We start from the raw sequence: 22,782 nt of genomic DNA on the forward strand, positions 1-22,782 counted from the left end.
CTCTTTTATGCAGTTTGTATTTCGTATGGCATAAACATATTACCATATTTCTTATAGGCAGGCAAAGTAAATGCACTAGCTCCACTTGAATTAAGCATAAAAATGGTTCTATTGCCATCAGGATTTTCTTTAATAGCATCATAAATTTGTTGTGCTGGGCCGCTTAGATCTTTATTGCCATTTACACTTTTAACTCCAGCGTATGCGACATCTTTGTCCTTCATTTTAAACAAGAAACACCTTGTTGAGAATAACTCTGCAAATTCTTGATCGACATCACCCGTGCTTTGCGTAATTAAAATCAGATGAATACCATATTTTCTAACTTCTCTAGCAAATGTATCAAGAAGCTTGCTAAACACTGGAATATTAAAAAAGTTGTGTGCCTCTTCAATGAAGTAAAAAGCGTCAGGCCTTGGCAAATCGGCATTTTGTTGCTTCATTGCTTGCAACTTGTCGTATTTAAACCAGTTTTGGAATAAAAGCCAGCCTACTGACACAAAGTTTTTTGAGTCCCCTTTGATCTTATCAAACTCAGCATAATATGCTGGATAATTCTCTCTAACAACGACGTTATTGAAGTAGGCAAAAACTGGATTTTTGCTGATAAAGTTTAATTTCTCGCCAAGTGATCCAAACCTAGTTTGTTCTTCTTCGCTTAGCTGAATATTTTTTGTTTGTCCCTTTATAGCATTTACTAGATCATTTAGAATAGGTCTTGCAAATCTATTATACTCTGGTGGCAATTCATCAGCCCTTGTTCTTTCATTATACTTAGGGTTGCCGTTTTCATCTTTTATTTTTAATATTTCATCAATTATTCCCTCATAGGATTTGCCGTAGGTTTGATTATTTCTAATTTCTCTTAATGTAAGAAGTGGATAGCCCCCTTCATCAGCCTCTCCTTTTAGTTGCAACATTCTGTAAAGGCTTGTTTTTAAGGCAGCTTCTTCTAGCGGGTCTAATGCCTTATCTGGACCACCAGAAACAGTTAGCATCAAATTGATAAAGTCCCTAAACATTAGCCACTCTTCTTCGGTAGGTCTTGATATATCATCAAAATCAAATAGAGAAAAACGTAGCTTTGAAACATCTGGCGGAACAATCTCAATCATTTTTTTCTCAGGAGTATTGTTATTTTTTCTAATGCTATCAAATATCCTTCCACCAGTATATCCAACGTTGATATAGCGTATTTTTCGATTTTCATTTAGATCGTTTGCTTTCCCAGTTTCAAAATCATAACCAATTATTTGTGACACCATCTTAAGCGCAGCAACAGATTTACCAGCTCCAGTAGTTCCGAAAATTAGCATGTGTGGAGATGAATTGCCTTTTAGCATGCAGTTAAAAAAGTTGTTATTAATATCTCGGCCATAAAAATCAACTTTCAAAAAGACGTTTGAGCCTACGCCGTGCTTAAGATTTTCGGCCTCATCTTTTAATGGTTTTGCTAAGCAATCTCTACATAAAGATGTCTGGAAGAATTTAGAAATAATATCTTGATGAACAATTATGTCAAAATCAATATCCCTTGCCATTAATAGGGTTTTTGGCAATAACTTATCAACAAGCAAAAATCTTTCCTCGGCACTTATGCCCATAATAGACTGAAAAGCAGAGGCTGTTTTTTGCTCTTTTAGAAAGAACATGCCATTTGCAACAAAACATTTATTTTCGATTTCTTCTATTGCTTCTTTGTTTTCAGGATCTTTTCTTAATTTATTTAAAGCTTTATTTGTAATGCTGTCCCCAAATTTGGCAGCTCTTTGCATAAGCTCTATTTGCCCTTTGGTCTTGTGCGTAGAAAAATCAAAGAACAGATTGCATACGCCATTCCACTCTGTCCTAAAAAGTTCAAGCACAGAGAAGTGACTTGACCCCTTAAAGCCAGTTATTTGATAAGGTGTATATTTATTTAAAATACTATCGCTCGCAATAGCAATCAGGGATGGAAATTTCTTATATAGTAGGTCAATGTCTTCGCTATACTCAACGTCATTGTATTTATTTATACTTCTCTTGTCGTTTTCCAAATAGACATCCAGTAGAAAAATATGATACAAGGCTGTTAAGATTTCAGGAGGTGGGAGTAGTTGAATAGAGAAGCTAAGTGCAATCTCTTCTGCAATGCCCCTATCAAGAGTAAAAACATAAATTGCCTCAATGTTATCTTGCTTAACAAAACTGATCATTACTTCAGTTTGTCTATCCTTATCGTGCCTAATTTGGTTTGTGAATTGCGCAAAATTTTCTATCTTTACAATCTCATTGGAGCCAGTTTCAAGTTTTAGGGCATAAAGTCTTTGTCGTCCATTTATATCAAGACTAATTGAATTTGTTTCATAGTCCATCTCAAAAAAATCTATGGTTTTTGAAAGCTTAACTTTTGAGAAATACCCAAAAACCTTCATAAAAATTTGATCCAATATGGCAAAAGACTTAAAAGTCAGTGAGCCTTTGGGCAATGTGTCAAGTTTTATCATTTTGAATGTCCTATCGTATTTAATTGTTTAAGCTTCTCTTTTGCTAAGTAGCTTAAATTTTCATATTCGCTTATTATAACTTGCAAATCAAAAGCATTGATTGCAAATTTTTCTCTTATAAAATTTAAAAAATTGTCTAGCTCCACTGATGAGCCAGTTTCTCTTTTCTTTGAAATATTTTTTGTATATTCAAAGACGCGCTCCAATGGAGTATCTACATTGACATTTGATAATTTTATATCTATTAACTCTACTTTTACAATAGAAAGTGTTTCTAAAATTCGCTTTTTTGTAAGCCTAAGAATAAAAACCTTCACCCCATCAAAATATACCACAAGCAGATTATTGATTGTTTTAATATCAATTTCGACTTCATTGTTTGAAGCAAGATTGCAAATCGCCTTTGTGATATAATTAACGCCAATTACATGATTTTCAGAAAATTTTCTTTCCAAAAGATCATTGAGCCTTTCCAATTTCTCTGTAAGTGTTTGCATTTCTTTTTTCTTTAATATATATTTGCCGAATTATACATTTTTTAATCTTGCTTTATTCTAAAAAATAGAAAAACTAAATTTTTTTATTTTTTTTGATTTTTTGTATTATAAAAAATAAAAAATTATATATAATTGCACTAAATAATTTTTTTTGAAAGGATAACGATCGTGGATAGCAAAGATATTGCTGTTGCAAATATGTTGCAGAACCAAGCCAAAAAAATCCTTGATTACTGCAAACTAGATGTAAATAGCATTTTTGCTGATATACCTTCTAATTTCACGACCGTTGATTTAGAAGTTAAAAACTTCAACCCTGGTATAGACTACGATGAAAATGTTGTCTATAAAGTAAAGAAGGATAACCAGCTAATAGGGGATTTTTATTTAAAAAACAAAATGTTTATCCCAATGGGCTATCGCTCTTCATCTACTCCAGAGGACAAAGAACACTACGATAGATGCAAACAAGAGTTTGATATAAAAAATTGCTCAGGTATTAAAATTACAGATGCAAATTTAACAAAGCTTATTAAAAGAATAGATAGTGGAAAGATTAATGACAATAGATTGATTAATCTCATAGATATTATTGCTAATACAAGCATGGCAACTATTAATAAAACTTTTAGATTAAGCTCAAAACTAGCATCTGATAGTATCAACCAAAACGACTATAAAGAGATCATTGAGCTTATTACAAAAAAGACAAAAAATACTTCACCTGGTATTTTAATGTATCAAATTTTTGGCTACCAAGGACAAAGTGAAGTTAGCTACAAGATAAATCAAAGTCAAAAAGATAAACTTATAAACATTATTTTAAATGACAATGGCACTCTTAGGGATAAAGATGAATATGAAGCAATGCTGGACAAGCTATCTTTTGATGAAAGATTAAGTTTAGTTAAACCATTAAACACGATCTATACAGATGCTGGCAACCTAGTTAAGGCAAGTCCAGAATTGAAAGAGAATGAGCAATACTTTTCGGCAAGCATATCTTATGAGCTTAGCTTAAAAACGCTTACCGAAGATCTTAAATTTAGAAAGAAGGACGTTGAGAGCCTTTTGTGGAGCTGCAAAGAACTTTCTGCTCAATGTGATCAAAACTTTGAGTATATGGGGCAAAAGAATACTAGCAAGAGCATATATATGAAAAACGATGTTTTTACTGACTTACGTTCAAAGGAATTTGATGAATACTGCATAAATGTATTAGAGCAAAAAGAAATTTTAAGCAAAATTGAAACAAATAGTATCATTAACAATATATCACAAAATAATAATTATAATAAGAGTCCAAAATTAAGAATAAAATAAAAAAATCACTAATGGAGAGGCAAAATGGCACATTTTAGATACAATAGTAATGAAAATAAAGGTATTACACTTACGCTAAAAGCTGGCGATCTAGGTCTTTTTGACGGCATCCCATTGAAAAAGATCAATGAAGCCAAAACTCAAGAAGTAATCTCTCAAAGCCCAGTTGTTTCGCAAGACACATTTGTAAAAGATTTAATTGTAGAAAATAAAAGCAACGAAGAAGAGATGCAAACAAATGCAAAAATCTTTTCAAAATTTCCACAAAGCTCAGAGGTTATTGGTGCAACAATTCAGCCATTAATTACTTCAGCCAATGTTGAAATTAACGGACGCAATTTTCAAGTATATTTTTCTAATAAAAATAATAGTGGTGGAACAAAAGCTTCGGTTTTAAAACTATATGAAAGCATTGAAAAAGATGGTGAAAAACAATTAAAAGAGATTGACTTAAGCCAAACTAGGGTCACTTTTAGAAATGTTAAAGAGTCCATTGACGAAATTTTAAAAGCCGCTATTAACTTATATCAAAATGGCAATACAGAGCCTTTAACAACAATGTATATTGATTTGCCTAAGAAATATGGGAAAAAAGACGAGAACGGAAATGATATAAGCAACTTTTGGGCTGTGGATGAAGATGGACAAACCTATGCAAATGTTGATTATGGCAATATCAAGGACTTTATTAAAATAGCCATGGAAACAGAAAAACAATATATGAAAATTATGCCTACAAGCGAAGCATATTTAAAAGCTATAAATACTCTAGTAAAATTTAACCAATATGCTGACATAAATCTTATTACTATGTCTGCTAGACTAATTCAATACAATGATCCAGATGTAGAAAAGGTTGGATTAAAAATAAACTCTACTAAGATTGAAGAGGCTGAATTTATTATGGCTGATGAAAACAACTCTTTAACAATTACGACATCAGCTTTTGCAAAAAGCATCAATGAAACCGATATAGAGAAATTTAAATCAACCTATGTCAGCAATGAAACAAGAGCCAACATTGAAACTTTCGTCAATGAGGCAGCAAAAGATCCATACGTTGCTTATCATCTACTAATAGCCATTGAAAGCAGCCTTAGACCACATATTCAAGAGGTTGGGCAGCTTATTAAAGAGCCAAACCCAACAAAGCTTGCTACTGAAAATAAAGCAATAAATGCAATTCTTGAACCAATAAAACAATCATTCCCGTCAATAGGCTTTTCGGGTAAGTATTTTGCTGATAAATTTGGCAAGGGTGAAGATGCTAAAGATATTTTTCAGTTTGCTAATAATTTAGTAAAAACGTTTAAAAATAAGGTAGTCGCGTCTATTAACTACATAAATGATTTTAATAAAATTACTCTAACAAAAGATGGTTCTCACGTAAAGGGTAGTGCAAATGGTGTTAGTATGTTTTATAACGGTGCATTGCCTCTTGGTTTAGGTATTGCAAAGATAAATAAATCACAAGACCTTAAGGGATCTATGAGTAAAGAAAATATACTTACTCAAAAACTTGAGATAGCAAACTTTTTTATCCCAAGTAGGTTTTTTATAAATAAACAAACTGGCGAAGAGATAAATGTTCCGCCAAGAGTATTGTTCCCAAGCAATAATAGAACACTATCAAAAGAGCTAATCGACGTCTTAAGAACTATTGCAACAATGAACAACAATGGCGAATTAACTGGAATAAATGGCTCAACTTATTCAGCAAAAATAGAAGAAAAGATAGACAAATTACTAACAAGAGCAAATGGAGATGGAGATAAAAAAGATCCAGAGCTTGAAAACAAGATATATATCAAAACAAAAGGGGCAATATCTGATGCTCTATCACTTCTTGCAAGTGCAAAAAAATCACCAGAGGACTTAAAAAAGGTTCTTACATCACCGAAACTCGATGATGCACTAAAGCTTGCTGCGCAAAGTAAATTGCACCCAAATTATGCTCTTAATAGCTATCTTGACTCGGTGGCTAAAAATAACCAGTTTGTGATCAATAATGCACTAAGAGCAAAGAGCAATAATGGTGATGACGTATATGTTACTCACAATGAGATTTCAAATGGTGATATAAGAAAAAGCGTTAATAAAGTTCTTGGAGAATTTTATGACAAAGATCAAGCGTTTTCATATACTCTATTTGAGTTTAAAGAGAGAGAAGACAATCCTCTTTATAATGCCATAAAATATGGTCCAATTAACCCAGCTATTAAGAAATTAGTCGGCAAGACAAAAGAGGATAAAGAATTTATGTCACCTGATAATTTCTTGGCCAACTATAAAATAGGTGAGGATTTAGGCGAACCAGTAAAAAAAGAAACACAAAACGGCGAGGTTCATAATATGAATGTTCCTTTACCAACAAAAATGGCTGTTGTCTTAAATCAAATATTACAAAATAATATGCCTGAAAAATCTCCAATGAGAGATCTAAAAAATTACTTTAACCAAGAATACAAAGATATTTCAAGCGATAGGAAAGAAGAATTTGTAAGTAAGCTTGGTAAAAATAGCTATGTTCAACCAAGCTTTAATCCAGAAGAGCTATTAAAAATGGCACAAAATAAAGACCAAAGCCAATTATCAAAGGTTGTGACAAGCAATATCGAAGAAACTCCTGCGGAAGAGCCACAACTAAAGAAAAGAGGCAGACCTTCCAAGAGAGTAATTGAAGTTATTTCTGGAGAAAACGAGGAGATCGTTGCTATTGAGAACGACAACAATATTGCCGTTGAAGCACAAATTGAAGACCTTGATCTTGGCGAAATAGCAGGCAATCCATACGATACCTACGTTCCAAATATGGACGATAATGATATGAATTTTGGCGATGACATGGGATACTCATTAAGCGAAGAAATCCAAGACTTCGACGAAAACATTAACAACAAATTCAAACTTTAAAATAAGACTTCCCCGCCAGGCATAAGGTTTGGCGGGTCTTTTTAAAATACAAACGAGAAAACAAAAATGGCAACAGTAAATGAATATCTTAGAAAACTACAACTAAACCAAAAAGAAAACCAAAAACAAATTGATGAGTATATAAAAGAGCTTAAAAAAAACGAAGGTAATGGTAAATTTAAAATACCAGTAGGCAAAATTGACTGCTTTTATGAAAATATTCTCGACAAAATCAAAAATGGCAAAGGCGTTTTAATATATTCAGACTATGACGTAGATGGCATTTTCTCTTGCGTGATGATGATCGAAACATTACAGCAAATAGCAAAGCAAGAGCTAGATAAAGACCCTAATAATACTAAAATCAAAGACTTTTTTGAGAAGCTTAGATTTAAAATACCAACAAGAACAGAGGGCTACGGAATAAGTGCTGACTATATCAAAGCAGCCTTGAAATCAAATATTATTGACTATATTATTACTTGTGATAACGGCACTCAAAAAAGCGTTGTTCCGATCGTGACCGATGAAAACTACAAAAATAAGGTATTTGTATTTGATCACCATGCAAATGGGGATTTTGGTAATTATGACAATATACTAAATCCAAATACAGACGGCAAAGTCGAAATTTCAACTGGTATTTTGCTATACCGATTTTTTGAAAAGCTATCTAGTAGAAAAAAAATAGAGTTACCAAATTTAGCCGATCTTGCAGCCTTTACGGCAGTAGCAGACGTTGCTTCTCTTGATAGTAATAGGGATATAATAGAGCAGGGTTTAAATATCATCAACAACGCTGGCATAAGCTACACCAACGCCAGCAAAGAGATAGACAAGTTAGGAGAGAAAGTTGTAAGCCAAATAAGGCAAAATGATACAGAAAAGGCCTACAAAAATATTGCTAAAATTGAAAAGTTAAATGAAAAGCAAGGTCAAATTTTAGAGCTTGCCAATCTTACAAGACCATTTTATAAAAAGCTTTTTCAAAATAGAGAAAATATAACCACAAAGGATCTATCATTTTCTGCTATCCCTTTAATAAATGCCTTGAATAGACTAGAAGCAAATAGCAACTTTTTAGTAAAGATGCTTCAAATTAAGCAAGAAAACGAAGCAAATAATAATATGCTTAATAGTGGTATATATATTTTAAATGGACTTAACAATAAAAGAAAAGAGCTTGCTTTTGAGGCTACAAAAAATGCTCTTCAGGCTGTAAAAGAAAAAGGGCTTGAAAAAGATCCGCTAATTTTTGTATATGTTGAAAATACAAAAATAGGACTTTGTGGATTGATTGCACAAAGGATTTTTGACAATACTGGTGCAGATGTTATAGTAGGCACAGACGTCAATGGTAAGATAATCTTTAGCGGACGTGGCAACAATGTATTTGATAATCTAACCAGGCTAATGAATTTTAAACTAGAGGCTAAAGATATTTTCTCTTTTGGCGGACACTTAAAGGCGCTTGGTGGCTCTATAAAAGATCATACAAGATTTAATGAGCTTTTAAAAGAAGCCCTTGCTAGCAATATATTTATATCTAATAAAAATACAACTGAGCTTGATTTAGCAAAAGATAGTTTCAATATTCTTGAAAAGCCAGTATCTTTGTTTGAATACAATGAACTTTCTAAACATCTAACAAAAATTACTGGAGCTATCCCTTATAGCAAGAATTTTCTGGCACCAGTGATTATTACTTCAGACATGATCTTAAATAAAGATGCAATTATGGGCAAGGCAAAGCAGAAAGACTTTGTGCTTTTAAAGCTGGCAGTGACTGACCCAATTAATGACAAAACAGAGAGTATAGATTTTATATGCCCTGGTAAAAATGCGCTTGACTTAATAGAAAATAGCGAAAATGTTTCTAAAAACAATAAATTGCCTATTTTTTTAATGGAGCTGTCAAACAATAATTTTGATTTTAGCAAGGATACTTTCTCTGGTAAGATCGTATTTAAAGAGCAGCTAATCCCTGAAAATTTCTTAGAAAAGATTAAAAAAAACAACGTTCAAGAGCAAAAAGTAGCAACGAGCATTAAAATATGAAAATTGAGCTAAATGATAAGTTTCCGCCACGGCCATATCAGCAAGAGTGTGTCAATGCTACAAAAAATAACAATATAGGGTTAATTCACGCTCCAACTGGCTCTGGCAAAACTAATATTATGGCGTATATTATAAACGAGCTTCAGCTGCGAACGCTGATCATAGTCCCAGCTGTCGATCTAGTAGAGCAGACAAAAAATAGGTTTGTAGTAATGTTTGGTAGCGATGCCCAAATAGGTGCTATTGATGGTGAAACAAGAAATAAAAAAGCTCAAACACAAAAAGACATCTTGATATCTACCTGGCAATCACTTAAACGTAAAGATCTACTGGATAACGTAAAAGGTAAGTATGATATGCTGATAATTGATGAATGCCACCACTCTTCAGCAAGCGTATTGTCTAATATAATCTCAAATTTAAAGCCATACTGCAAAAATCTATATGGAGTAAGTGCCACACCATATAGGAGCCAAGAGAGCGATAATGCAAAAATGCTTAGTCTTTTTGGTGGAAAAATTCTGCATCAAGTAAGCGTAGAGGAACTATACGAACAAAATTTTTTAGTTAGACCTCATATTAATATTATAAAAACCTTCAATTATGGACTAAACCAGCTAGCAACTGAAAATTTTATGAAAAATAGTTTGTTAAAAAAAATAAAAGAGAGCAGTAGCTACAACGATTTTGTTATAAAGCTAACAGCCCCTATGTATTTTACTATCGATAAATTATTAAGCCAGTCCAAGTATGCTTCTTATCAAATTTTTAAAGATACTCCCAATGGAGCTATTAAGCCAATAACTAGCTATGATGTAACAACTATTAGAAATACTTTCGCGAATGCACTCAAAGAGATAGAGGACGAAAATAGCAGAAAAATGGAGCTGGCCAAACAAATTATGTTGGATTTTAAATTTGGCTCATTGTTTCCATCTTACTTTTCGTCAAAGTCAGAGCGAGATATGTTAAATTATGCAAGAAGGCTATGTGAGCTTTATGCCAATGACTTTTTGGGTAAAAATCCTGCTTCTTTACCATCTAATTGGGAAAATATAGGCATGAAGGTAGGTTTTTTAAAAAAATTTATTGACAATGACTACTCTAGGCAAGTAAGTGTTTTAAATACTACAATGACCGATTTATCAAAAAAGAGCAACGTCAAGGCTTTAGTGCTTACCAACACAATAGAGTTTGCAAAAAAAGCATATAAGATACTCAATAAGAACTTCAAAATGCCTATTTTGTATCTTGATGGTAGCTCTATTGATAAGCAAGATACATTTGAGGCAATCAGAAAAGCAAGTAATGACAAAAATTTTATTCTGGTATCTACGACAAGCCTAATTAAAGAGGGTATAGATTTGCCTAGCATAAATTTAGTCTATTCTCTGTCCCCAGTCTTTAATCCAATAAATTCCATCTACTCTTTAGAGCAATTAATCGGACGTGCAATTAGACCAAGTAACAACAAAGAGAAGAGCGAAATCATAATTTTTGATGCCTTTACGAGGGACTTTAGTAATAGGCGAGATGAAATTTTAAGTATCATCAGTAACAACTTGCACCCAATATGTATCAATACTTATGAGAACGGCAAAGACTATTTAGCAAATTTAAATAATAGAAATTTCATTCAAAATGAAGCAGATCTATTTAATAGCAGGACGATTAAAAATCACTAAAAAGGACATAAAATGTCAGAAAATTTAAAAGAAATTCTTTCTAAAGAAAAAAATCAAGTGATAGGTGAAAAATTTGTAGGCATTAAGATCGTTGAGCAGAGCATAGAAGACTCCGAAACAATTTATTCATATAATGGCAATAAGGTTGAAAATACTGTGCAAGACCTGGAAGACGTTGCAGACTTATTAGTAAATGCTGATGGTGTAGAAAATATGAATGGCAAAAAAATTTATTATGAAGTCGCCGATACACCAGAAGAAACAATTAAAGATGTTAGAAACAAATTTAAAAGCAAGACCAGCAACAGCGAAACATATATAAACAGCATTAAAAGCATCATTAACAATGAAGAGCAAAACGATTTTATAAACAAAATTATGTTGCCTAAAATAACAAAGGCTATTGCGGACACCAATACCACAAAGGCTGAGCTAATTCTTAAAAGCCCATTAATGATAGAGGCTCTTAGTCAAGCTGGATACGCTGGTATTGAAATGGGAACTTTTGGTGATCAAGAACCATACGCCGTTTTAAAAAAAGAGGATGAAGGCAAAATAACCAATGGTGGAACTATTAAAAATTTTGATGAAATTTACTCTATGCTACGCCAAGATTGGTTTAATAATAAGAAAATAGCTGGAGATGCGCTTGGATTTGATAAATTAACAGAGCAAATTTCGCAGGATTTAAATAATATCCTGAAAAGCGACTTTATCTACAATAACGTTTCAACGCTATCTAAAAACCCTTTTGAAAGCCAAGAGAGAAAAGACAATATCTTAGGGCATTTGGCAGCACTTAGCTTACTAGATACCACAGAGCAGGATAAACAAAGACTGATTGAGGAGTATCTATCTGATTTACTAGATAGCATAGAAGATCATCAACAAACATTGGATAGAGATTACCAACGAAATTTATATGCAAACATTGCCGAGATCGCAAATAAGACAAAAAATACTTTTACTATTGCTAATATTGCTAATAAATTTAAAAAGCACGCCAAGCTTTTTAGCAAAAGTGATCCATATAGCGTTGATATTGCAAATAAACTCAACTACATTGCAGATGAAATTGTTAAAAATAGAAGCATCAAAGAAGACGTTTTTGTTGAAATGGATGTAGCACCACTGGTTACGCCAGTTGTTTTTGAGGGGACCAAGATCAAGATAAATGGCAAAATGGTTGATCTAAAAGATAACGAAAAATTTGTAAATATGTATCAAAGGCACAACAGCAATGGCACTGTTAAATTTTATGTTTCTACCACAACAGCAGGTTTTTTAAACAATACGCTTGTTATTGACTATGACCCAGAAAAGCAACAGATCACAAAGGCAAGTAGATATGGCACAGATTTAAAGACCACTATTGCAATGGATAATTACGCCTACAATAGAGAGAGTAGTTTTGCTATGTTTGGCAAAAAAAGAATAAGAAAGGACTTTTTGGCTGATATGAAAAACAAAACCGCTGCGCTACTTGATAGACACATCCCGAGAGATTTAGAGCCACTCAAACAAGGGCTAAAGGTTTTTGGGAATTTTACAAAAACATTTGCCACTAGAGTAGCTAATTTAATGATCAACACGACCGTAGCTGGGGCTAAATTTGCTTATGATGCCTCACAAAAGGCACTAATAGCAATAAACGAAAAACAGCCACAGCTGCAAAATAATATTAATGCTATTGGCGTAAAAATTAAAGATAGCGCGGAAAGTATGTTTAGTATTTTTAAAGAGAGGGTTTTTAAAGCCTTTATAAAAGAACCAAAAGACGTTACCTCTCTAACGCTAGGAAAACTCGTTAAAGACTTTGACACTAGCCATTTGTCAAAAGAGGATTTTATCACTAAAGTGTGCGCAAATTTACTAAATTCTAGGGGTTTTCTTGGCAGCGTTGAGTATTCCACATTACAGCATAGCCTCAACGTAGCAAAAATCACAAATTATTACCTTAAAGACATTAGCATAACAAATGAGCAAAAAAATGAGATTGTTTTAAAGGCTCTTATGCACGATATGGTTGAGGCGATAGCAGTAGGTGATTTGCCAACCCCACTTAAAGATCAAATGCCAAAAATTAGAGAATTTGAGGATAAGATGCTAAAAGGGCTATATGAAAGACTGGGCCTTAAAGAAACCAAATATGACAATATCGTAAAACTAGCAGACAAACAAGAGCGTGCTACTTTTATACAGCTTCATTTTACCGAGCAAAATCAAAAAAATCTTGGCAATATGATAGGCGACTATATAACAAAAGTGGCCAGTAAAAATATGAAACTAAACTCAGAGGAAGCCAAAGCGGGCATGGGTATAATTATTCTTAATGGCTATAAAGAGTTTCTTGATGGAAAAGATATCAAAGAGATCAACCCTGAAACAAGAGAGTTTATCAAATTTAATAAGCTAGACAAAAAAGAGGACTACATTTTAAGTTCAAAAGCATATCTTGAAGCAAAGCTAGATATGAACCTTAGCAAAAACCCTTATGAAATTTTAGAAGAAGTGAGCAGTGTGGTTAATGAGCTTGGAATTTCCATACCAACAGAGAAATTTATAAAAGCCTTTGATGAAACAAGATTTGCTGAAGTAAATTTAGCATTTTTAGACAAAGAGGATAGAAATAACTCCATAATAGCGCAAGCAGAACACCTATTCAAGGATAAGATTGTTGAAAACGATTATGGTGATGATCAAGAGATCGAGCAAGGACAATCAAGCAAGATAAAATTCTGATGGAGGCAAGATATGCGATTTAATGCACCAACAAGCAAGCAGATAGAGTATGCAAAGCAGATAGCAAAAACACTAGATATATCTTTGCCTGATGACGTATATAGATATTATAGTGCAATGAAAAGTTTTTTGGATAAAGCGAATTCAGATGAATATAAAAAAGCTTTTTTTGAAAAGAAAAAAGACGAGATAAGAAAAAATTTATCCCTTATAGAGTTATTAGAGCTATTGGGCTATGAAGAGGTAAAGGGCAAATCCTGCAAGACATATCCTCAATATAAGGGTAGCAATGACGAGGTAGTGACATGCTCAATTAAACGAACAGATTACCCTAAAAAGAGCGATAATTACGAATTTTATACATACTTTATGGTTAAGGATACAAGTGAGCCACCACAGCTTGAAATAAGAGGCCTAGAAAAAGAGGCAAAGCGTAGAGAATTTAAGGACGGACACAAGGGCGGTGATATTATCTCTTTTATGTCTGATAGGCTTTTGGACTACTCTTACGGATCTATTATTAAAATGCTTGAAGCAATAGCGACCGATAGAAAAAATGCGGAAAAATATGGGCTTAGCATTGGCTCAACAGCTGGTAAAGACTATTCGTTGCCAAGCGCAAGCGTAAGAAGGGACGAAAACTATCAAATTTGGAAAAGAGGATACGAGGGAGAGAGTAACTTTTTTGCCAAGGCCAATGTGTTTTCTAGGGGGCTTGAAATACGAAGTGATATACAAGACTTATTGGACGGCTTTAATAATATTAATACTCCCCAAAACAATCGTATAAGTCGCATAAAACTCGTAAGGCCAGAGAGCGATCACTATGAAAATATAGGGGCTTACTCTATTTCTTGCCCAACATATACGATAGAGGGAGGCAAACTAAAGATGATCGGTGATCAAAAGATGAATTTGCTAACACAAGACTTTTTTGACATTACAAGAGAGAATATCAAAAAAGGAAGCTATAAGACCCAATCAACGTATAGAGTAGATGATGCAAGACTTGAAGCAACGATTAAAAAGCTATCAAAAATGGAAATCCCAAGCGATTTAAAGAACGATGAAGCCTATGGCGTTATGTCAAGAATGTTGCTCATTAAATACAAAGATGATGACGGACAAATTAAGCGAGGCTTTATTGACATGGAAAAAAGAATGAGAAGAGGCTCGCAAAGAGGAATTAGCCTAGTCGGTAGTTTTCCAAAGTTAGAAACTACAGATCAAACCCTTCTAATTGTTGAAAATCCAGTTTTAGACGGCGCAAGCGCAATTAAGCTTGGATATTATGATAGAGAGAAAACAACAATAGCAGGAACTCTTGGACATCCATCTGAGTTGTTTTATGACACGCTGAAGAACTATATGAAAAGAGCTTTGCAGTGTTACAATAGAATTGTAATTGGATTTGACAACGATGAAGCTGGAGATAAATTTAGCAAGGATATGGAGGTTAAAATTTCAAATATTTTTAAAGATTTATTGCTAGAAAAAATTAATTTATCTCGTCCAGAGCTTATCAAGAGCCTTGATGACATTAAGGTCATATCAAATCAAATTTTAAAGCACCACGCTAGCACACTAGATGAAAATACAACTGGATTACTTAAAAAATTTGCAAGCTTTAATATTGAGCGTGGAGTGCCTAATGATCCTAAATTTAAGGACTTCAACGAAGAGCTTGTAGAAAAAGTAATGGGGTCAGGCTTATTTCGCGAGAGTATCGAAAACACACAGCACTTAAAGCCGTGAGTGAAAATCACTGCGCGGCTTTAAATTTTATTAACAACATCTCAACATTAGTAATTTTAGAGTTTAATATATTTATCTCATAATCCATATTTAAGCATTTATATCTTAGCGTTCTTTCGGCATCATATTGTTGTTTTTGTAGCTCATGCGTCATAAGCTCATACTTGCTTAACATTTGAGCCGTATTGACTATTTTAGTGCCTTGGAGCTGATTTATAGTATCCATCTCTTTAATGGTATCTTCAATCACCTTCTTAATCTCTTGTGTATTTGTGTTAAGCATAGTTTGAAACTGGGAGTAGCCTTGTTGTGACCCCCCGCCGTCCGTATTAACACAAGTAGGACAATAGTATGCAGCCTGGCTACTTGAATAGACAAGAAGCAACAAGGCTATTAATTTATTTTTTACTTGCATTGGTAACACCTAGCTCATAGTATTTAATTCCTAGTGGGTTTATAGGTGAATTATGTGTAAGATCAAAGAACCCTTTTGCTCTGATTTGAATAGTTCCCTCTTTCTTCTCATAGTTGTTTAAAACGGCGTTATAAACAAAGGTATTAACCATTGCATTTACAGTTATTTCAAAGGTTTGCTCTTTGTCGTTCCACTCGTAGTTTATGACTGATGAATTATAAGGCACTATTTGATCTGGCAAGGTATCTTCTTTGATTGCCTGAACCGCACCAGTAAGAAGTGTTTTAAAATACCCAAAAGCATTTGGATATTTATCATTATTTAAAGCCATGAAATTTTTACCAAATTCATTAAATGGAGCATAACTATCAAATAGCTCGTCAGCATTGTTTATTTTGATACGATAGTTATTTGTAAGCTTTTGAGCATCTATGATTAGATAGTTCATAAGGTTATTTTTGATCGCACTTTGGAAGCTAGTGTTTGCTGAAGCGTCAATTCTTGTCTTCTCTCCAAGCATGACTTGACCATTTTGACCTAAAAAGACAACCCCAGATACCTCTTTTTTTAAAAGGTCTTTGATCTCTTCGTTTTGTGCTTCCATCGCAGAAGTTGCCAAAAAAACAAAAACTACTATGGCTATATTAGATAGCCATACCAGCCACCAGTTTAGCATAAAAAAATTCTTTATCTTCTCAACAAGTGAAGTTTTGTTTTTAATCTCCATTTTTTCTCCTTCAGTCCTTATTTTATCTCATATTGCTTTAGTCTATCAAAGGCTATTTTTTGTGTTTTGTTGGCATTTTGGCTAATTAGTAACGCCTGCTGTCTATTTTCTTCGCTCTTTTGCATAAAATGTGCGAAGCATTCTTCCAGGTATTCTCTTCTCTCAAAATTTTCGTTTATTAAATCTTTTGTTCTTTTGTTCTTTTTATATAAATAACTATTAGCTACTTCAACTGGCGTTCTTCTTTTTTTACCATTACCATTGCTTATTGTAGAAAAAAAGAGGGTGTCGATCTTATAAAAACCAATGCTTGATCTTTTAGGCTCATTATATATTGCAGCATACTTATCTTTTAGGGTTTCTTCAATCTCGCTAGGATTTTGTAAATTTAGCCTAGAAGACAAGAACTCTTGCATAAGCCTATAAAGCTGTCTAAATTCTTCTTGCTTTTGATCGCTTATAAATTTTAACTTTTCATCAAAAAATTCATCAATTACTTCGGCATAGCTGATTGCTTGCGATGGATTGATTAGCCTTTTTTGTGATAAAAATAATAAAGACGTCTTTTTGTTAAGAGGCAACTGCTTATTTTTTATAGGACTAAAAACAGCCGTAGTCATTCGCATTGGCAAATGTGGGACTAACTCAAAGACGTTTTGTGGCTTAATATAGCTATTTTCTACCCTAGGGTAATCAATGCTACCGCTCATATACTCTATTTGCAACTTATTCATTGCTTTTTTTACTTCTCGCTTAAAGTTTCCCATCTTCTCTCTCCAAAACATTCTGAGATTAACGTCCCCAACTCTTTTACAAGCGTTTCATAGTTGTTTTTATAATCTCTTGGCTTGTTGGCCGCATTAAAAATATTGACTAGATCGTTTTTATAGCTGCCAGTTTCAAGCAATTCATAATCTATTGGATAAAATCCATTCTCTAGTTCGCTCACCATATTATTTACTATTGCTCTTGTAAATTCCCTGATACCTGGAGCAATATTTTTCTTACGCTGGTTTTCCATCTCATCAAAGGTATCTCTTAGAATATCTCTAAATTTATCTCTCTTTGTGGCAATTAGCTTTAACATGTATTCAGTCATTAAGCTCTCATAGTAATATCTACCATTGCCTATAAGGTTAGTTAAAGCAGTTCCATTTGACATTTCATTATATTGTGCATTGTGGATAATTTTAAATATGTCATCAATCTTTTTTATTAGATCTTCGCTCTTATGTTCTGTATATAGTATTAAAAAATCTATCATTTCATTCATTCTAATTGTTCTAATAAAGTCAGAAGCATGCTTAAAATGTGCCTGCTTAGATAAAGCTTCAAAAATAATTAGATCAAATAAATTTGACATAACGCCAAATACATTTTTGCTATGTTCTGCATCAGAATTACTACCCCAAAAACTTCTTCCGTATTTGAAATAAGCAAAATGTAATTTATCCTTTGCATCTTGGGCTGCTGCAATAGATGTGTAATACCCACTTTCGGTCGTGCTGAAGTATGGTAATATAAAAATTCTTTCGTTGCTTAGATATTTCTCACTGCTAAAGATATTTTTTAGCTTCTCCAAATTGCTCGACGCTCTTACATCACTTGATGTCATTTTTTCAACCAATTTGTCGAATAAATTTGTTGTATCTTCTAAGACATTATTTTTGTCTTTAATGGAGTGTTCTTTGATTTTTCTAAGGGCTTGTATAAGGATACGATCCCACTTAGTTTCTACAAAAGTAGATACAAATTCTTCTAATTTCTGACTTTTGATCTTTATTAGCTCTTTCATAAAGTCTTTTGGGCCAAGCTCTGATTTGTTTTGAAAGAAATCCGCAATGGAGTAGATAATAGTGTAATAATCCTTTCCAAGCTCGTTTATAAAGCCATAATTTTCTTCAAAAAAGGCTTTATAATCAGAATTATCTTGTCCATCTAGCTTTGAATAGATTATATGGAATAAAAAAAATGGTCTAAACATCACAAGGTAGTAATATAAATTTTCTTGATCATTACTATCTTGCACGTCAGCAATTTTTGTGTCTAGTTGATTGTTTTTTATTTTTATTGCCCTAGATAGTGCCATATAGAAGCATAGGAGTAAAATAGGATAAGTATTAGACCTAGTGCCAATACTTTTAAAATACCCTACAATTTGAGCGTCATATTTATTTAAAACATTACCTCGTAGGGTTGCCAAATCTAATCCGTCCTTAACTATTGCTCCAACGTATGATTGCTCGATCAAATAGTCTAAAAAATTACCAGTAGATTTTGGCTTATTGGTGTTTAGCAAAGCAAAACCTTATTCTTGCTTTGAAAGCATTAAATTTAACTCGTTTTCTATGCTTAAAATTTCGCCTTCTAGCTTTTTGCTATCAGATATGATCTTTTCAACAGCAAATTCTTTTTGAGCATAGTCGCTAATAGCCGTTCTTAAAAAGGCTACGTTTTGCCTTAATGCCAAAATAGCATTATTGTAACTATACAAAACTCCAACCAGTTTTGAATATTGTTCCATCTTGGTTGATAGAATTCTAGTTGGAGTTTCTATGTTTGTTTTTCTTGTGGTCTTAAAGTATTGTTCTGTTTGTTTTACTGCCATTTCTAATGCTGTTTGCACCTGGGCGCATGTTGCTGCACTATTATAGTTATTAATAGTGCAAGCACCAAACAATGAATTCGCCAAAAAAATACTTACTAGAACAATCTTTTTCATATTAAATTCCAGGAACTGATACGCCACCTACATCGCCAGTGCCAGTGCCAGTGCTACCACTATTTAAGATTTGATTTACGACGTTACTAGCCTCTTGTCTTGCATCTTTTACTGAATTAGTTATTTCAGCCAAAGCAGCTGTCGCATAAAATGGTGTAGAACACTCTTTTATTTTTGCAAAAGATATTCTTGCTAGCTCTTTTTTAGCTTCAGTGATTTTGGTCATGTAAGACATTACTAGAGAATTTTTCATATCTTGCTTTTGTGCTTCTGCAATAAAATAACCACGCTTTGAAGGCAATAATCTATTGAGCGCGTTTTGTGATGTATCTTTAATCTTGTCTGGATAGATTGTTTCTAGCGCACTTAGCATCATAGCACCCTCTTCCTCAGCTGTTTTAACATAGTTAGCCTCTAAGCTTTGTGCTGTTGTGCTTCCAGTTTTTCCTGATTGACTAGCAAAATATCTTTGCTGACATCTTTTAGCATTTTCAAGTGATGTTTCTTTGTAGCAGTTTGTATTCGCTACTAAATCGCTTGTAATTTCACTTTCTATTGTTGTTGATTTTGCAAAAGATGGCGATGTTGCTTTAGATAATTGCTGTGCAGTTTTAACCCTATTGTCAAAAATTTCTGACTCCGTAGGTCTTGTCTGATTAGCAGGCGAGCATATATCATAATAGTATTGCAACTTGCGCTTTACATTATTATCATCAAGATTTTTTAGCCCAGTTAGCGGAAACTGCTTCATACACTGAGCAATTACATCAGCTGCGGCCGAACTCTCTCCAGTTTTAGCATCGATAAAATTTGAATAGATAAGAGAAAAATTATCCATGCTCTCATTAGTATATTCACCATAAGCATTTTTTTGATTTCTGTTCTTGGTGCCAGAGCCTAAGAAGCATTTGTTGTCAGATTTTGTATTATCGCTACCAGTGTGGATATCTCCGCCAGTAATAGGGAAATACTTGTCTGATCCAGTAAGAATATTATTTAATGGATCTTGAACCCTATTTCTTACCGCATCTTTTACTTTATTCTTGGCTTCATCAGTCATTTTACCAAATTCTTCTTTGCCATCACCTATTACTTCATCAACTTTTTCATCAAACATCTTACAAAATTCGGTTAAGAAGTTATCTTGGCAAACGTTCAAGTCAGCTGACACGGTGCAAACTCCAAGATCAAGGCCGTTATTTAAAATTCCTAAGAGCTTATTTACTCCACTTGTCAAAGCCCCTGCTGCGCTACCGCAAATGCCAGAATTGCCAACATTAAAATCAGGTAAAGAGCAAGTAGCCTTTAGGTGATCAACGCCATATTTCGTGGTTTGGCTTCTTAGACTATTATTGAGTAAATTTGTTATAGTGTTGGTAATACCGCCACTACCTAGGCCACCTAGCCCACCAACGCCATTTAATATATTACCTACCATGTCGCTTGTTGAGCCGCCAATATTGCCTATCTTATCAATAGTGCTACTACCCATATTTGCCCAATCTGACATACTAGCTGATGAAAGGGTTGTGAGTAGTGCAACCGATAAAATTATTTTTGAAGTAGATTTGAACATCTTTCGTCCCCCGAAATGCTTTTACAAAAAGTTTTATAATCTGTTTCGTTCTTAAAATATGTCTTATATCCACTTGGAGTTTCGGCATATTTCATACCTGAAGCGTCAAGCACTCTCTTTATTCTCTCAGTTTTTGGGAAAGTTTGAGAGCTTTCTTTCATAATAGATATAGGGCTTGTAGCTTCTATTGAATTATCAGCCACTGGCAATATTGAATTATATAATGGCTGTTGAGTTTGCGAACCAGCTCCTATCTCGCTTGGGCTATAAGGTGCGACGACACCATTGTTGTTGCCATTTATAGTATTGTAGTTTGTCTGAGATGCTTGTTCGATCTCAGGTAAAATAAATATATCCTCTATTGAAAGTCTTTCTTTTACTTCTGGAGCTTCCATCTGGATAATATATTGTCCCTCGGCATTTCTTGTTCTATATACTCTTGGGAAAGTAATCTTATTGCTTTCCATGTAGTATTTACCAGCCTCATAGCTATCAATTATTGATCTATACTTCTGAGTTTGTCTGATTAGATCAAGCACTGCTTTTTCATAGCCAGCTTTATAAAATTTCTCGCTAGCATCGTTGTAGCCCTTTTGGTAGTAGAAATTTTGTATTTCAGTGATGTCCTTTAAAGCAGGACTTTCAGCAGCATTTAGTATGCTAGCACTGGCGAAGCATACTGAAAATAGCAACATTTTTGTTTTCATTTTTTCGGCCTTATAAAAATTTTCGTTAATTATAACAAAAATTAGATTAAAAAAGATTTTTTATACTTAAAACATACTAATTTTTATTTTTTTGTGTCAAAAAAGTAAAAAAACTATTTTTTTAAAAAAACTTTTAGTGTATAATTGAGGGACATAAAAATTAAGGAGTATTTAAGTGATAGAACAACCAGAACTTACGAGAGAGATGATCACTTCTTTCGTAGTAAGCGTAATTGTTATTATTTTTATAGTAAAGCTTGCTTTTAAGGCAATAAATGCCATGGAGCTTTGGCTTAAAGTCTTAAAAATAAGAAGATTGGCCAAAAAGACGAATTTAGACAACTACACTCTAAAAACCAATGAAAAAGGTATGCCAGTTTTGTTGGTTCATAGAGATAGCCCAGATAAAATATTTATAATCTAAAAACCATAAAGGAGATCCATTAAGATGAAAAAGCAAATTTTAGCTTCAGTCTTAGCCAGCGTGTTGGCCACAAGTAGCGTATATGCTTGGGGCTTTGGAGGAAGCAGTAAAGAAAAGCCAAATTATGATTATAGCGCTGATAAAAAGCTTATAGAAATAAATACTAGACCAATTAGCACTGACAATGCAAAATATTGGTGTTTTGACAAAGGTAATGATTTAGGTTGTCTTTCGCTAGAAAAACTAGAAGCTTTAGAGAGTAAAGACCTTAAAAAGGTTGTAAAATTCTACGAAAAAACTATCCCAGAATACTGCTACGATAAAAAATTTGCTCCAGCTTGCAATATACCAGCCATTGATTTAATTCAACAAAAATTATCATACTATGTTAGAAATGATATTGATAATAAAACTATAAAAACTTTTTATTCTGATTATGCAAAAGCCCTTTCTGAGTCAAAAGCAGATGTAAAAATGCTTGAATATGGCTGCAATGAATTAAAAAGTGCCTATATATGTAGAGATCTGCGCGATATGTATAAATACTTAGGCGACAAAGAAAAAACGAAAGAGTATAACGACAAAATGAAAAATGGCGATGAGAAGTGGAATTCAGTTCTTTATGACTATAAGCACATGCGATATATCCACGGTGGTTATTCAAGCTGGTGGCTTTTAGAAAAAATAAAATAATTAAAAATAGATATTTGAAAACAGAATTAGCATGTAAGAATAAAATTCTTACATGCTAT

General features: G+C 33.4%; 17 protein-coding genes. 8 read left to right on the forward strand and 9 right to left on the reverse strand.

Annotated elements, in window-relative coordinates; genetic code table 11:
* Window positions 1–5: 5 nt before the first annotated feature.
* Window positions 6–2,486, reverse strand: coding sequence for an ATP-binding protein (locus CCS77_RS09985; protein ID WP_107917367.1), 2,481 nt, complete (start codon window positions 2,484–2,486; stop codon window positions 6–8).
* Window positions 2,483–2,983: a hypothetical protein gene (locus CCS77_RS09990; protein ID WP_107917368.1), complete on the reverse strand. Its 501-nt coding sequence runs from the start codon at window positions 2,981–2,983 to the stop codon at window positions 2,483–2,485. The genes CCS77_RS09985 and CCS77_RS09990 overlap by 4 nt, the downstream gene beginning before the upstream one ends.
* A gap of 168 nt (window positions 2,984–3,151) precedes the next feature.
* Between CCS77_RS09990 and CCS77_RS09995 the strand changes: the two genes are divergently transcribed.
* The 6 genes from CCS77_RS09995 (at window position 3,152) to CCS77_RS10020 (ending at window position 15,459) form a co-directional block, all read left to right on the forward strand.
* Window positions 3,152–4,306 carry a hypothetical protein gene (locus CCS77_RS09995; RefSeq protein WP_107917369.1) on the forward strand — a complete coding sequence of 385 codons (1,155 nt, stop codon included), beginning with the start codon at window positions 3,152–3,154 and terminating at the stop codon, window positions 4,304–4,306.
* A 24-nt stretch (window positions 4,307–4,330) separates the two neighbouring features.
* Window positions 4,331–7,219 carry a hypothetical protein gene (locus CCS77_RS10000; protein ID WP_107917370.1) on the forward strand — a complete coding sequence of 963 codons (2,889 nt, stop codon included), beginning with the start codon at window positions 4,331–4,333 and terminating at the stop codon, window positions 7,217–7,219.
* 66 nt (window positions 7,220–7,285) lie between these two features.
* A complete protein-coding gene (locus CCS77_RS10005) occupies window positions 7,286–9,277 on the forward strand; it encodes a DHH family phosphoesterase (RefSeq protein WP_107917371.1) in 1,992 nt (663 codons plus the stop codon).
* Complete coding sequence (locus CCS77_RS10010) at window positions 9,274–10,962, forward strand: DEAD/DEAH box helicase (protein WP_107917372.1); 1,689 nt, start codon at window positions 9,274–9,276, stop codon at window positions 10,960–10,962. Before CCS77_RS10005 ends, CCS77_RS10010 begins: the two co-directional genes overlap by 4 nt.
* A 12-nt stretch (window positions 10,963–10,974) precedes the next feature.
* Window positions 10,975–13,704: a YfbR-like 5'-deoxynucleotidase gene (locus CCS77_RS10015; protein WP_107917373.1), complete on the forward strand. Its 2,730-nt coding sequence runs from the start codon at window positions 10,975–10,977 to the stop codon at window positions 13,702–13,704.
* Between the two features lie 12 nt (window positions 13,705–13,716).
* Window positions 13,717–15,459: a hypothetical protein gene (locus tag CCS77_RS10020; RefSeq protein WP_107917374.1), complete on the forward strand. Its 1,743-nt coding sequence runs from the start codon at window positions 13,717–13,719 to the stop codon at window positions 15,457–15,459.
* 7 nt (window positions 15,460–15,466) lie between these two features.
* Here CCS77_RS10020 and CCS77_RS10025 read toward each other — a convergent pair whose 3' ends face one another.
* The 7 genes from CCS77_RS10025 to CCS77_RS10055 form a co-directional block, all read right to left on the reverse strand.
* Entirely contained in the window at window positions 15,467–15,874 is a 408-nt protein-coding gene (locus CCS77_RS10025; protein ID WP_107917375.1) for a hypothetical protein, read from the reverse strand.
* On the reverse strand, window positions 15,858–16,601 hold the full coding sequence (locus CCS77_RS10030; RefSeq protein ID WP_107917376.1) for a hypothetical protein: 744 nt from the start codon (window positions 16,599–16,601) through the stop codon (window positions 15,858–15,860). The genes CCS77_RS10025 and CCS77_RS10030 overlap by 17 nt, the downstream gene beginning before the upstream one ends.
* Before the next feature lie 17 nt (window positions 16,602–16,618).
* Window positions 16,619–17,368 (reverse strand): hypothetical protein, encoded by a 750-nt coding sequence (locus CCS77_RS10035; RefSeq protein WP_107917377.1) that lies wholly within the window; start codon window positions 17,366–17,368, stop codon window positions 16,619–16,621.
* Complete coding sequence (locus CCS77_RS10040) at window positions 17,344–18,900, reverse strand: hypothetical protein (RefSeq protein WP_107917378.1); 1,557 nt, start codon at window positions 18,898–18,900, stop codon at window positions 17,344–17,346. The genes CCS77_RS10035 and CCS77_RS10040 overlap by 25 nt, the downstream gene beginning before the upstream one ends.
* A gap of 9 nt (window positions 18,901–18,909) precedes the next feature.
* Window positions 18,910–19,209: a hypothetical protein gene (locus CCS77_RS10045; RefSeq protein WP_152025748.1), complete on the reverse strand. Its 300-nt coding sequence runs from the start codon at window positions 19,207–19,209 to the stop codon at window positions 18,910–18,912.
* Window positions 19,210–19,324: 115 nt separating this feature from the next.
* Window positions 19,325–20,899 carry a hypothetical protein gene (locus tag CCS77_RS10050; RefSeq protein ID WP_107917380.1) on the reverse strand — a complete coding sequence of 525 codons (1,575 nt, stop codon included), beginning with the start codon at window positions 20,897–20,899 and terminating at the stop codon, window positions 19,325–19,327.
* Window positions 20,875–21,606, reverse strand: coding sequence for a hypothetical protein (locus CCS77_RS10055; RefSeq protein ID WP_107917381.1), 732 nt, complete (start codon window positions 21,604–21,606; stop codon window positions 20,875–20,877). The genes CCS77_RS10050 and CCS77_RS10055 overlap by 25 nt, the downstream gene beginning before the upstream one ends.
* A 175-nt stretch (window positions 21,607–21,781) precedes the next feature.
* Here CCS77_RS10055 and CCS77_RS10060 point away from each other — a divergent pair, with 175 nt between their 5' ends.
* Window positions 21,782–22,030, forward strand: coding sequence for a hypothetical protein (locus tag CCS77_RS10060; protein ID WP_107917382.1), 249 nt, complete (start codon window positions 21,782–21,784; stop codon window positions 22,028–22,030).
* Between the two features lie 24 nt (window positions 22,031–22,054).
* Window positions 22,055–22,723 carry a hypothetical protein gene (locus tag CCS77_RS10065; RefSeq protein ID WP_107917383.1) on the forward strand — a complete coding sequence of 223 codons (669 nt, stop codon included), beginning with the start codon at window positions 22,055–22,057 and terminating at the stop codon, window positions 22,721–22,723.
* The last annotated feature ends 59 nt before the right edge of the window (window positions 22,724–22,782 follow it).

The organism is Campylobacter concisus (genome assembly GCF_003048375.1).
Lineage (GTDB): Bacteria > Campylobacterota > Campylobacteria > Campylobacterales > Campylobacteraceae > Campylobacter_A > Campylobacter_A concisus_T.

Bases quoted from the DNA above. Each gene is read 5' to 3' on its own strand.
- CCS77_RS09985 (WP_107917367.1), bottom strand. From the start codon at position 2,486: ATGATAAAACTTGACACATTGCCCAAAGGCTCACTGACTTTTAAGTCT.
- CCS77_RS09990 (WP_107917368.1), bottom strand. From the start codon at position 2,983: ATGCAAACACTTACAGAGAAATTGGAAAGGCTCAATGATCTTTTGGAA.
- CCS77_RS10000 (WP_107917370.1), top strand. From the start codon at position 4,331: ATGGCACATTTTAGATACAATAGTAATGAAAATAAAGGTATTACACTT.
- CCS77_RS10005 (WP_107917371.1), top strand. From the start codon at position 7,286: ATGGCAACAGTAAATGAATATCTTAGAAAACTACAACTAAACCAAAAA.
- CCS77_RS10010 (WP_107917372.1), top strand. From the start codon at position 9,274: ATGAAAATTGAGCTAAATGATAAGTTTCCGCCACGGCCATATCAGCAA.
- CCS77_RS10015 (WP_107917373.1), top strand. From the start codon at position 10,975: ATGTCAGAAAATTTAAAAGAAATTCTTTCTAAAGAAAAAAATCAAGTG.
- CCS77_RS10020 (WP_107917374.1), top strand. From the start codon at position 13,717: ATGCGATTTAATGCACCAACAAGCAAGCAGATAGAGTATGCAAAGCAG.
- CCS77_RS10025 (WP_107917375.1), bottom strand. From the start codon at position 15,874: ATGCAAGTAAAAAATAAATTAATAGCCTTGTTGCTTCTTGTCTATTCA.
- CCS77_RS10030 (WP_107917376.1), bottom strand. From the start codon at position 16,601: ATGGAGATTAAAAACAAAACTTCACTTGTTGAGAAGATAAAGAATTTT.
- CCS77_RS10035 (WP_107917377.1), bottom strand. From the start codon at position 17,368: ATGGGAAACTTTAAGCGAGAAGTAAAAAAAGCAATGAATAAGTTGCAA.
- CCS77_RS10045 (WP_152025748.1), bottom strand. From the start codon at position 19,209: ATGGCAGTAAAACAAACAGAACAATACTTTAAGACCACAAGAAAAACA.
- CCS77_RS10050 (WP_107917380.1), bottom strand. From the start codon at position 20,899: ATGTTCAAATCTACTTCAAAAATAATTTTATCGGTTGCACTACTCACA.
- CCS77_RS10055 (WP_107917381.1), bottom strand. From the start codon at position 21,606: ATGAAAACAAAAATGTTGCTATTTTCAGTATGCTTCGCCAGTGCTAGC.
- CCS77_RS10065 (WP_107917383.1), top strand. From the start codon at position 22,055: ATGAAAAAGCAAATTTTAGCTTCAGTCTTAGCCAGCGTGTTGGCCACA.